The sequence below is a fragment of the Mycobacterium sp. genome, assembly GCF_044342925.1.
Lineage (GTDB): Bacteria > Actinomycetota > Actinomycetes > Mycobacteriales > Mycobacteriaceae > Mycobacterium.
Map to the genome: position 1 here is coordinate 1 of NZ_JBIIOV010000109.1, position 11987 is coordinate 11987.

Consider the following 11987-nt stretch of genomic DNA (forward strand, 5'->3'; position numbering starts at 1 on the left):
CACCTACTTCGCCACCGGCGGGGTGCGGGTGCTGGCCACCCGCCTGGGTGCGCTGGCCTACCCTCGCGCCCGCGACGTGCATTTGTCGCCGACTCCCCGGATGGGCGGTCTGGCGATGTACCTGGGCGTGGTCGTGGCGGTATTCCTGGCCTCGCAACTTCCGGCGCTGACCCGCGGATTCGTCTACTCCTCCGGGATGCCGGCCGTGGTGATCGCCGGTGGCCTGGTGATGGCGATCGGTCTGATCGACGACCGCTTCGGACTCGACGCGCTGACCAAGTTCGCCGGCCAGATCACCGCCGCCAGCGTGTTGGTCACCATGGGGGTGGCTTGGAGCGTCCTCTACATACCGTTCGGCGGTATCGGCACGATCGTCCTCGATCAGGTGTCGTCGATCCTGCTCACACTGGCTCTGACGGTGGCGGTGGTCAACGCGATGAACTTCGTTGACGGATTGGACGGCCTCGCTGCCGGGCTGGGCCTCATCACGGCGATGGCGATCTGCATCTTCTCTGTCGGCTTGTTGCGTGACCACGGCGGAGATGTGCTGTTCTACCCGCCCGCGGTGATCTCAGTGGTGCTGGCCGGTGCCTGCCTGGGATTTCTGCCGCACAACTTTCATCCCGCCCGCATATTCATGGGAGATTCCGGGTCGATGCTGATCGGTCTGATGCTGGCGGCGGCGTCCACGACGGCCGCCGGGCCGATCTCGCAGAGCGCCTACGGCGCGCGCGATGTGTTCGCCTTACTGTCGCCGTTCCTGCTTGTCGTCGCGGTGGTGTTCGTGCCGGCGCTGGACATGTTGCTGGCCATCGTGCGGCGCACCCGTGCTGGGCGCAGTCCATTCAGTCCGGACAAGATGCACCTGCATCACCGGCTTCTGCAGATCGGTCATTCGCACCGCCGCGCCGTCCTGCTCATCTATCTGTGGGTCGGACTGGTCGCCCTCGGTGCGGCCAGCACCATCTTCTTCGATCCCCGCTACACCGGGGCGGTGATGCTCGCGGCGATCGCGGTCGCGGTGGTGGTCACCGTGATCCCGCTGATCCGTGGCGAGAACATGGCTGACGACGACGAGCTGACCGCCCTTTACGACACCTTGTACGACGGAAGGTAGTAGACCGCTTTATGCCGTCTGACCCTGTGGTACCGTGCCGGTGCAGCCTGTTCGGGCCAGACTTTCGCAACTGAGTTGATTGTGGGTGGACGTGTGACGACGCCAGCGTCGGACGGGCCGTTTGTGCTCCCATCCGTCGTTTTCCGTCCGACCCGCCTGCTCATCACCTGTGCAGTCGTGACCGCCCTCGCGATCGGCGCGGCGGCCTGGGCCGGCCACATCATGTTCGGGGTGTTCTTCGGAGTCGGTATGGGCCTGGGGCTGGTTAACGCCCTGCTGGTCCACCACTCGGTGGCCTCCATCACCGCGGGCGATCACCCGCTCAAACACAAGATGGCGCTGAATTCGGCCACCAGGCTGCTGATCATCACCGCACTCGGGTTGACTGTCGCATTTCTGTTCCGGCCCCTGGGGCTGGGCGTGCTGTTCGGACTGGCGCTGTTCCAGATCTGCCTTGTTTTGAGCACCGCACTGCCGGTATGGAAGAAGATTCGCACCGGCGAACCGGACGCATGTCCAGATAACGGGAATAGCAGTGCGTCTTCTCTGAATCCATCTCCAACAGCCGACAACATGTTCAAGGATTGAGCACCATGACCGAACGAATCCTCGCCGAAGGTGCGATCGAAGTCGGCCACCACACCACGGCGACGTGGTTGGGAATGACGGTGAACACCGATACGGTGCTCGCCACCGCCATTGCCGCGGCCATCACCTTGGCCCTGGCGTTTTTCCTGCGGGCCAAGGTCACCTCCACTGGTGAGCCGAGCGGCGTTCAGTTGTTCTGGGAAGCCATCACCACCCAGATGCGCGGCCAGGTCGAGTCGGCCATCGGCATGAAGATCGCCCCGTTCGTGCTGCCGCTGGCGGTGACACTTTTCGTATTCATCCTTGTCGCCAACTGGATCTCGGTTCTGCCGGTGCAGTATCGCAATGCCGAGGGCGAGACCCACGAGCTACTCAAACCGCCGGCGTCCGATATCAACTTCGTGCTGGCGCTCGCGTTGTTCGTGTTCCTCTGCTACCACGCTGCCGGCTTCTGGCGCCGTGGCATCATCGGCCACCCGGTCAAGGTGATCAAGGGCCACGTCGCCTTCCTGGCGCCGATCAACCTCGTCGAGGAGATCGCCAAGCCGATCTCGCTCTCGCTCCGACTTTTCGGCAACATCTTCGCTGGCGGCATCATGGTGGCGCTGATCGCCCTGTTCCCGCCGTACATCATGTGGGCACCAAATGCCATCTGGAAGACCTTCGACCTGTTCGTCGGCCTGATCCAGGCGTTCATCTTCGCCCTGCTGACGATTCTGTACTTCAGCCAGTCCATGGAACTGGATGAGGAGCACCACTAGTACCACCCGAAGTCTCTTGTACAACCCCTGAGCAACACACAGCCCTGGTAGTAGACCTACCAGCAATCAAGGAGGATAAGGAATGGCAGACCCACAGATCGTCGCCGGTGCATTGATCGGCGGCGGGCTCATCCTGGGCGGCGGCGCCATCGGTGCCGGTATCGGCGACGGTATCGCCGGCAACGCGCTGATTTCCGGTATCGCGCGGCAGCCCGAGGCACAGGGCCGCCTCTTCACCCCGTTCTTCATCACCGTTGGTCTGGTGGAAGCGGCCTACTTCATCAACCTCGCGTTCATGGCGCTGTTCGTGTTCGCCACGCCTGGCGCCTCCTAATCGACGATGGGCTCTGCAACAGGAGAAGCCGTCGTGTTGTTGGCGGCTGAGGAGGGTGGCGGCACCCAGAACTTCCTCATTCCCAACGGCACCTTCTTCTTCGTGCTGGCCATCTTCCTGATCGTGCTCGGCGTCATCGCCAAGTTTGTCGTGCCGCCGATCCAGGAGGTTCTCGGCGAGCGCGAGCGGATGGCGGCGCAGACGGCGGATGAGAACCGCCGTGCCGCGGCGCAGGAAGCCGCCGCCGAGGCCGACTACGACAACGAGGTGCATACCGCCCGCTCCGAGGCGGCCGGCATCAGGGACCATGCCAGGGCCGAGGGACGTCAGGTCATTGACGACAAGCGCGCTCACGCCAACGAGGAAGTCGCAGGCACCCTTCGGGAGGCCAGCGACGAATTGAGAGTGCAGAGCGACGCGATCGCGCCGCGTCTGGACGTATCGGTGGAGACGTTGTCGGCGACGCTGGCAAGCCGGGTCCTCGGTGTGCCCGTCGATGGTGGCTCGATCGGTTCCGGATCGGTCGGGAGCGGATCGGTCGGTGGCGGATTGGTCGGCGGTCGGACGAGCAGCACGCCCGCTCCGTCGGCGTACTCCGAATCGACGGTGCACTCCGAATCCTCGGCATCGACGGTGTACTCCGACTCCTCGGCGACGGTGGTTTACGCCGACTCGTCGCCGACGGTGATCTACCCGGACGCTTCAACGTCGAACGACGAACGGTAAACAGGAATGTCAACATTCATCGGGCAGCTGGTCGGCTTCGCCGTCATCGTCTGGATCCTCAACAAGTACGTCGTACCGCCGATGCGCAAGCTGATGGCCGAGCAGAAAGACGCCGTCCGTAAGCAGCTGGAAGACAACGCCGCCGCCACCAAGCGGCTGGCCGCGGCCGACCAGTTCCACGCCAAGCGGGTCGATGAGGGTCGCGCCGAAGGCCGGCACATCGTCGACGAAGCCCGTTCGGATGCCGTGCGTATCGCCGAGCAGCTGCACGTTCAGGCGGGCGTCGACGCCGAGCGGATCAAAGTCCAAGGGGGTCAGCAGGTCTCGCTGCTGCGCACCCAGCTGATCCGCCAGCTCAGGGGAAGCCTGGGCAACGAGTCGGTGCGACGGGCGTCTGAACTGGTGAAGGCCCACGTGTCCGATCCGCAGGCGCAGTCGGCCACCGTCGACCGGTTCCTCGACGAGCTGGATGCCATGGCACCGGCGGCGTTCGCGCCCGAGGTGTCCGGCGCCGGACTTCGTTCGGCCAGCCGTGATGCCCAGGCGGCCGTGGTGGCCCGGTTCGACGCGCTGGCCGGCTCACTGTCGCCGACGGACCTGTCCACCCTGTCCGAGGAACTCGTCTCGGTGGACAGCCTGCTGCTGCGTGAGCCGATCCTGACCCGCCACCTCGCGGAGGCCAACGGGGAGATCGACGCGAAACGTCAACTGCTGCAGCGCGTCTTCGGCGGCAAGGTCGGTTCCACGACGCTGGACCTGCTCGAGACCGCGGTGGGTGTTCGGTGGTCGAGGACGGAGGACTTCGTCGGCACCATCGAGCACGTCGCCCGGTTGGCCCTGCTGACCCGCGCTGAGCGAGAGGGCCAGGCCGATGAGGTCGCCGAGCAGCTGTTCCGGTTCGGCCGGGTCCTCGACAACGAGCCGCAGCTGACCCAGATGCTGGGTGATTACTCCCGGCCCTCCGCCGAGCGAGTGGCACTACTGCGCGGAGTTCTGGATCGGGCCTCCGGGACCAACCCGACGGCCGCCGCGCTGCTGGCCGAGACCATCGAGCTGATCCGGGGCGAACGCGCCGACGAAGCGGTGGCGGAACTGGCACAGCTGGCCGTCGCCCGTCGCGGCGAGGCCGTGGCGGAGGTAGCCGCGGCCGCCGAACTCAGCGACGCCCAGCGCCACCGGCTGTCGGATCTCCTAGCGCGGATCTACCACACTCCTGTCTCGTTGCAGCTCATCGTCGACCCCGAGCTTCTCGGCGGCCTGGCGGTCGCCGTAGGGGACGAGGTAATCGACGGAACGCTGTCGTCCCGGTTGGCGGCGGCGGCGACGAAGCTGCCCGACTAGACCACTGCCCGACGAGACCACGAACTAACTCCAAGTTAAAGAGGAAGACGAAAAGCCATGGCAGAGTTGACAATCTCCGCTGACGATATCCAAGGCGCCATCCAGAACTACGTCTCGAGCTTCGAGGCGGGCACTGGTCGCGAAGAAGTCGGTACCGTGATCGACACCGGTGACGGTATCGCCCACGTCGAGGGTCTGCCCTCGGCCATGACCCAGGAGCTCCTCGAATTCGCCGGCGGCGTTCTCGGGGTGGCGCTCAACCTCGACGAGCACAGCATCGGCGCCGTCATCCTCGGTGAGTCCGACAAGATCGAAGAGGGCCAGCAAGTCCGTCGCACCGGTGAGGTGCTCTCGGTGCCGGTGGGCGACGAGTTCATGGGCCGCGTGGTCAACCCGCTGGGACAGCCGATCGACGGTCGCGGCGAGATTGCCTCGACAACTCGGCGCGCCCTGGAAATGCAGGCGCCCTCCGTGGTCGAGCGCCAGGGCGTCAGGGAGCCGCTGCAGACCGGTATCAAGGCCGTGGACGCGATGACGCCGATCGGCCGTGGCCAGCGGCAGCTGATCATCGGCGACCGCAAGACCGGCAAGACCGCGGTGTGCGTGGACACGATCATCAACCAGCGTCAGAACTGGGAGACCGGCGATCCGGACAAGCAGGTCCGCTGCGTCTACGTCGCCATCGGCCAGAAGGGCACCACCATCGCCAGCGTGCGGCGCGCGCTGGAAGAGGGCGGCGCGATGGAGTACACCACCATCGTTGCGTCCCCCGCTTCGGATTCCCCCGGCTTCAAATGGCTTGCGCCGTATACCGGTTCAGCAATCGCGCAGCACTGGATGTACGACGGCAAGCACGTGCTGATCGTGTTCGACGACCTCACCAAGCAGGCCGAGGCCTACCGCGCGATCTCGCTGCTGCTGCGCCGCCCGCCGGGCCGCGAGGCCTACCCGGGTGACGTTTTCTACCTGCACTCCCGGCTGCTGGAACGTTGCGCCAAGCTGTCCGCTGAGCTCGGTGGCGGCTCGATGACCGGCCTGCCGATCATCGAGACGAAGGCCAACGACATCTCGGCCTACATCCCCACCAACGTCATCTCGATCACCGACGGACAGTGCTTCCTGGAGTCCGACCTCTTCAACCAGGGTGTGCGCCCGGCCATCAACGTCGGCGTCTCGGTGTCCCGCGTCGGTGGCGCCGCGCAGATCAAGGCCATGAAAGAAGTGGCCGGCTCGCTGCGCCTGGACCTGTCGCAGTACCGCGAGCTGGAGTCCTTCGCGGCCTTCGCCTCCGACCTCGACGAGGCGTCGAAGGCTCAGCTCGAGCGCGGCGCTCGTCTGGTCGAACTGCTCAAGCAGCCGCAGTACACCCCGATGTCGGTGCAGGACCAGGTAGTCGCGATCTACCTCGGCACCAAAGGCCATCTGGATTCGGTTCCGGTCGCCGATGTCTCTCGCTTCGAGTCCGAGTTCCTCGAGCACCTGCGTGCTGGCAACTCCGGGATTCTCAACGAGATCTACACCTCTCAGAAACTGACCGAGGAGACCGAGGCTGCGCTGAACGCCGCTGTCGCGGACTTCAAGCGCGGGTTCGCCACCACCGACGGCAGCTCCGTCATCCCGGAGGAGCACGTGAAGCCGCTGGACGAGTCGGAGCTGTCGAAGGAGTCCGTGCAGGTTCGCAAGTCGGCCCCGAAGAAGAAGTAAATGGCAGCCACACTTCGCGAACTACGCGGGCGAATCAAATCGGCCTCAGCGATCAAAAAGATCACCAAGGCCCAGGAGCTGATTGCCACGTCGCGGATCTCCAAGGCGCAGGCCCGGGTTGCGGCGGCTCGCCCTTACTCGGTCGAGATCACCAACATGCTGACCGATCTCGCGTCGGAGTCGGCGCTGGATCATCCATTGCTGGTGGAGCATCCGAATCCCAAGCGGGCCGCCGTGCTCGTCGTCGCCGCCGACCGCGGACTCTGCGGCGCCTATAACGCCAGCGTCCTGCGCAAGGCCGAAGAGTTGATGGCGCTGCTCCGCAAGGAGGGCAAGACTCCTGTCCTGTACGTCGTGGGTCGTAAAGCGTTGGGGTACTTCACCTTCCGCAACTGGAATGTCGTCGGATCGTGGATCGGGTTCACCGAGAAACCGACCTACGACAAGGCCCAGGAGATCGCCGATGCGTTGCTGGGCGCTTTCATGTCCAGCGTCGACGAGGACGGCGAAGGACTAGGTGCGGGTGGGATCCAAGATGGTGAAACCCACGAGTTGCACATCGTCTACACCGAGTTCCGGACGATGCTCTACCAGGTCGCCGAGGCACACCGGATCGCTCCGATGGTGGTGGAATACGTCGGAGAGTCCACCGGGCCGACTACCCTCTTCGCGTTCGAGCCAGGTGCCACCACCTTGTTCGACTCATTGCTGCCGCGCTACGTGACGACCCGGATTTACGCGGCACTGCTGGAAGCGGCGGCCTCGGAGTCGGCGTCTCGGCGGCGGGCCATGAAGGCCGCCACCGACAACGCCGACGACCTGATCAAGATCCTCACGTTGATGGCCAACCGTGAACGCCAGGCCAAGATCACTCAAGAAATCAGCGAAATCGTCGGTGGCGCAAACGCGCTCGCCGACGCTGCCAAAAAATAGACCACAGTCAAGAACAGCTCAGGAGCGAAGAGGACCATGACCACCGTCACTTATGAGAGCGACACCACCTCCAGCAACAGCCCGCGGGGTACCGCCGGCCGGGTAGTTCGCATCACCGGCCCGGTCGTGGACGTCGAGTTCCCCCGCGGGCACGTTCCGCAGTTGTTCAACGCTTTGCACGCCGAAATCACCTTCGGCGCAATGGCGAAGACGCTGACCCTTGAGGTCGCCCAGCACCTCGGTGAGAACCTGGTGCGGACCATCTCCATGCAGCCCACCGACGGCCTGGTTCGCGGCGCCGAGGTCACCGACACCGGGGCGTCCATCTCGGTGCCGGTCGGCGAAGGGGTGAAGGGCCACGTCTTCAACGCGCTGGGTAGGTGCCTCGACGAGCCCGGCTACGGCAACGACTTCGAGAAGTGGTCCATCCACCGCCGTCCGCCGGCCTTCGACGCGCTCGAGCCCCGGACCGAAATGCTGGAAACCGGCCTGAAGGTCGTCGACCTGCTCACCCCCTACGTCCGCGGTGGAAAAATCGCCCTGTTCGGCGGCGCCGGCGTGGGCAAGACGGTGCTCATCCAGGAGATGATCAACCGCATCGCCCGTAACTTCGGTGGTACCTCCGTGTTCGCCGGGGTGGGAGAGCGCACCCGTGAGGGCAACGACCTGTGGGTCGAACTCCGCGACGCCAACGTGCTGAAGGACACCGCTCTGGTGTTCGGGCAGATGGATGAGCCGCCGGGCACGCGTATGCGGGTCGCCCTGTCGGCGCTGACCATGGCGGAGTACTTCCGCGACGAGATGGGCCAGGACGTTCTTCTCTTCATCGACAACATCTTCCGGTTCACCCAGGCCGGTTCGGAGGTCTCCACCCTGCTCGGCCGCATGCCGTCCGCGGTGGGATACCAGCCGACCCTGGCCGACGAGATGGGTGAGCTCCAGGAGCGCATTACCTCCACCCGCGGCAAGTCCATCACCTCGATGCAGGCCGTCTACGTGCCCGCCGACGACTACACCGACCCGGCGCCGGCCACCACGTTCGCCCACCTCGACGCCACGACGGAGCTGTCCCGCACGGTGTTCTCCAAGGGCATCTTCCCCGCGGTGGACCCGCTGGCCTCCAGCTCGACCATCCTCGACCCCGCCGTCGTGGGCGACGAGCATTACCGGGTGGCCCAGGAGGTCATCCGAATCCTGCAGCGCTACAAGGACCTTCAGGACATCATCGCCATCCTCGGTATCGACGAGCTCGCCGAAGAGGACAAGCAGTTGGTCGGCCGGGCGCGGCGTATCGAGCGCTTCCTGAGCCAGAATATGATGGCGGCCGAGCAGTTCACCGGCCAGCCCGGCTCGACCGTCCCGGTCAAGGAGACGGTCGAGGCGTTCGACCGGCTGGCGAAGGGCGACTTCGACCACGTTCCCGAGCAGGCGTTCTTCCTGATCGGCGGCTTGGACGACTTGGCGAAGAAGGCGCAGACCTTCGGCGTCACTCTGTGAGCAGGCTGAGCCGGAAGGTGTTGTGAGATGGCCGAGTTGGACATCGCGATCGTCGCCGTCGATCGCAAGATCTGGGCGGGCAAAGGCACGTTCTTGTTCACCCGCACCACAGCCGGTGAGATCGGCATCCTGCCCAACCACATCCCCTTGGTGGCCCAGCTCGTCGACGACGCCATGGTGCGGGTCGAGCGCGAGGGTGAAGAGGACCTGCGCATCGCCGTCGACGGCGGTTTCATGTCGGTGACCGACGCCGGGGTGAAGATTCTGGCCGAGGCAGCGGAGTTCGCCTCCGAGATCGATGCCGACAAAGCCAAGGAGGACGCGGCGTCCGACGACGCGCGTCGGGCCGCCCGCGGGCGAGCGCGTCTGCGAGCACTCGGCCAAATCGACTGACCCGCCGATGAGCGCGTCGATGGTCCTCATGGTCGCGCTTGTCAGTGTGCTGCTGGTCGTCGTCGTGGCGCTGAGCTTCCGGCTATGGAAACTGGGGCAGGGCGGTACGCCCGCAATCCTGCGGGATACCCCTGCCGTCGGCGGGCACGGATGGCGCCACGGCGTGATGAGGTATCGCGGCGACGAAGCCCGCTTCTACCGGTTATCGAGCCTGCGCCTGTGGCCTGACCGCAGGCTGAGCCGCCGCGGGCTGGAGATCATCTCCCGCCGCGCGCCCCGCGGCGACGAGTTCGACATCATGACCGAGGAGATCCTCGTCCTCGAACTCCAGGACATCACCCGCGGGAGGGGTTACGAGATGGCGCTGGATCGCGGCGCGCGTACGGCGTTTCTGTCCTGGGTGGAATCCACCCCGTCGCCGCACACCCGCCGGCCAACCATGTGACCGTAAAGCTAAGTTTCTGAGGGCTTCTCACTCCGGCCCCCGGGCTTCCACAGCACATCGCCGTCCGGGTTCGCCACCCGCGACAATATGAACAACAGATCCGAGAGCCGGTTGAGATAGCGCGCCGGCAGTGCGCTGACAGTCTGCGGATGTGCTTTCACCGCAATCCACGCCGAGCGCTCGGCCCGGCGGGTCACCGTGCGGGCGACGTGCAACAGCGCCGACAGTCCGGTGCCACCCGGCAGGATGAACGAGTTCAGGGCGGGCAGTGGCTCATTGAACTCGTCGCACCATTTCTCCAGGCGCTCGATGTAGGGCTCGGTGATACGCAGAGGTGGATGTTCGGGGTTTTCCACCACGGGCGTGGCCAGGTCCGCGCCGGCGTCGAACAGATCGTTCTGGATCCGGGTCAGCACACTGCGCAGTGGCTCCTCGGGCCGGCCGAGCGCGACGACGACCCCGATGGCCGCGTTGGCCTCGTCGCAGTCGGCGTAAGCGATCAACCGGGGATCGTTCTTCTCGACCCGGGAGAAATCACTCAGACTCGACGTGCCGTCGTCGCCGGTCCGGGTATATATGCGGGTCAAGTGCACTGCCATGTTTCAAACCGTACCGGCACGCAAGCATCGGTTCGCCCGCCGGCTGCTCTAAACTGACCGCCGTGGGCGAGCGATTCCTGGTGACCGGCGGTAACCGGTTAGCTGGCGAGGTCGCCGTCACGGGTGCCAAGAACAGCGTGCTCAAGCTCATGGCCGCCAGCCTGCTGGCCGAGGGCACCACCACGATCACCAACTGCCCCGACATTCTCGACGTGCCGTTGATGGCCGAAGTGTTGCGCGGCTTGGGCGCCAACGTTGAACTCGACGGATCGGTGGTTCGGATCACCTCGCCCGACGAGCCGAAGTACGAGGCCGACTTCGCCGCGGTGCGCCAGTTCCGGGCGTCGGTGTGCGTGCTTGGTCCGCTGGTCGGCCGTTGCAAGCGGGCCCGGGTGGCACTGCCCGGCGGCGATGCCATTGGTTCGCGTCCGCTGGACATGCACCAGTCGGGTCTGCGCCAGCTCGGCGCCGAGTGCGTCATCGAACACGGTTGCGTCGTGGCTTCCGCCGATCACCTGCGCGGTGCCGAAATTCAGCTGGAATTCCCTTCCGTGGGAGCGACGGAGAACATCCTGATGGCCGCAGTGTTGGCCGAGGGTGTGACGACCATTCACAACGCCGCGCGCGAGCCCGATGTCGTGGATTTATGCGACATGCTCACCCAGATGGGCGCGATCATCCAGGGCGCAGGGACCTCGACCCTGACCATCACCGGCGTGTCCAAGCTTCACCCGACCGAACACCGGGTGATCGGCGACCGCATCGTGGCAGCCACCTGGGGGATCGCCGCAGCAATGACCCGCGGCGACATCTCGGTCACCGGCGTCGATCCGGCGCATCTTCAACTGGTGCTGCACAAGCTGCACGACGCCGGGGCCACCGTCACCCAGAGCGACAACGGTTTCCGGGTGGTGCAGTACGAGCGGCCCAAGGCCTGCAACGTGGCGACGCTGCCGTTCCCCGGATTCCCGACGGACCTGCAGCCGATGGCCATCGCGCTGGCCTCGATCGCCGACGGCACCTCGATGATCACCGAGAACGTGTTCGAGGCTCGCTTCCGGTTCGTCGAGGAGATGATCCGATTGGGCGCCGACGCCCGCACCGATGGACACCATGCGGTGGTCCGGGGAATCCCACAGCTGTCCAGTGCGCCGGTCTGGTCCTCGGACATCCGGGCCGGCGCGGGCCTGGTGCTGGCGGGGCTGGTCGCCGACGGAGAGACCGAGGTCCACGACGTTTTCCACATCGATCGCGGCTATCCGATGTTCGTCGAGGACCTCTCAAGTTTGGGTGCGGAAATAGAACGGGTACACTAGGCGTTACCCAACAGGCGGCGGACCTGCTTCCACGGGCGAGAGCCCACGCTTCCACGGGCGAGAGCCCACCGGATTTGACCTCGGTCCATGAGATCACTTACGCTGGCAGGGTTGCCCGCGAGTAGGTCTTCGCAAGGGTGTGTTGTTTGAGAACTCAATAGTGTGTTTGGTGGTTTTTGTTTGTTGTTTTTGTTTTTTGTCATGTCTGGGCTCCCCCGGGTTTGGGTGTGACT

At 65.2% G+C, this 11987-nt stretch carries 12 protein-coding genes and 1 pseudogene; 12 read left to right on the forward strand and 1 reads right to left on the reverse strand.

What is annotated here, in order from left to right:
* The 11 genes and pseudogenes from ADBZ6I_RS12045 to ADBZ6I_RS12095 form a co-directional block, all read left to right on the forward strand.
* The coding region (locus tag ADBZ6I_RS12045; protein WP_526384104.1) for an MraY family glycosyltransferase at window positions 1-1117 on the forward strand (1117 nt) is incomplete at its 5' end.
* A gap of 93 nt (window positions 1118-1210) precedes the next feature.
* Complete coding sequence (locus ADBZ6I_RS12050) at window positions 1211-1705, forward strand: ATP synthase subunit I (RefSeq protein WP_526384106.1); 495 nt, start codon at window positions 1211-1213, stop codon at window positions 1703-1705.
* A gap of 5 nt (window positions 1706-1710) precedes the next feature.
* Window positions 1711-2466, forward strand: coding sequence for a F0F1 ATP synthase subunit A (atpB, locus tag ADBZ6I_RS12055; RefSeq protein ID WP_526384108.1), 756 nt, complete (start codon window positions 1711-1713; stop codon window positions 2464-2466).
* An 82-nt stretch (window positions 2467-2548) separates the two neighbouring features.
* Entirely contained in the window at window positions 2549-2800 is a 252-nt protein-coding gene (locus tag ADBZ6I_RS12060; protein ID WP_293223340.1) for a F0F1 ATP synthase subunit C, read from the forward strand.
* A gap of 6 nt (window positions 2801-2806) precedes the next feature.
* Window positions 2807-3304, forward strand: a pseudogene (locus ADBZ6I_RS12065) (F0F1 ATP synthase subunit B); the annotation flags it as partial.
* A 228-nt stretch (window positions 3305-3532) separates the two neighbouring features.
* Window positions 3533-4867 carry a F0F1 ATP synthase subunit B/delta gene (locus ADBZ6I_RS12070; RefSeq protein WP_526384110.1) on the forward strand — a complete coding sequence of 445 codons (1335 nt, stop codon included), beginning with the start codon at window positions 3533-3535 and terminating at the stop codon, window positions 4865-4867.
* Window positions 4868-4924: 57 nt separating this feature from the next.
* The gene (atpA, locus tag ADBZ6I_RS12075) at window positions 4925-6571 is read left to right on the forward strand and encodes a F0F1 ATP synthase subunit alpha (RefSeq protein ID WP_526384112.1); all 1647 of its coding nucleotides are present in this window, start codon (window positions 4925-4927) and stop codon (window positions 6569-6571) included.
* The gene (locus tag ADBZ6I_RS12080; RefSeq protein ID WP_526384114.1) at window positions 6572-7504 is read left to right on the forward strand and encodes a F0F1 ATP synthase subunit gamma; all 933 of its coding nucleotides are present in this window, start codon (window positions 6572-6574) and stop codon (window positions 7502-7504) included.
* 36 nt (window positions 7505-7540) lie between these two features.
* A complete protein-coding gene (gene atpD, locus ADBZ6I_RS12085) occupies window positions 7541-9001 on the forward strand; it encodes a F0F1 ATP synthase subunit beta (RefSeq protein ID WP_526384116.1) in 1461 nt (486 codons plus the stop codon).
* Between the two features lie 27 nt (window positions 9002-9028).
* A complete protein-coding gene (locus ADBZ6I_RS12090; protein WP_526384118.1) occupies window positions 9029-9394 on the forward strand; it encodes a F0F1 ATP synthase subunit epsilon in 366 nt (121 codons plus the stop codon).
* Between the two features lie 7 nt (window positions 9395-9401).
* The gene (locus ADBZ6I_RS12095; RefSeq protein WP_526384120.1) at window positions 9402-9839 is read left to right on the forward strand and encodes a DUF2550 family protein; all 438 of its coding nucleotides are present in this window, start codon (window positions 9402-9404) and stop codon (window positions 9837-9839) included.
* 8 nt (window positions 9840-9847) lie between these two features.
* Here the strand turns inward: ADBZ6I_RS12095 and ADBZ6I_RS12100 are convergent, their stop codons facing one another.
* Window positions 9848-10438 (reverse strand): cob(I)yrinic acid a,c-diamide adenosyltransferase, encoded by a 591-nt coding sequence (locus ADBZ6I_RS12100; protein WP_526384122.1) that lies wholly within the window; start codon window positions 10436-10438, stop codon window positions 9848-9850.
* A gap of 62 nt (window positions 10439-10500) precedes the next feature.
* Here ADBZ6I_RS12100 and murA point away from each other — a divergent pair, with 62 nt between their 5' ends.
* Entirely contained in the window at window positions 10501-11754 is a 1254-nt protein-coding gene (gene murA, locus ADBZ6I_RS12105) for a UDP-N-acetylglucosamine 1-carboxyvinyltransferase (protein ID WP_526384124.1), read from the forward strand.
* Window positions 11755-11987: the final 233 nt, after the last annotated feature.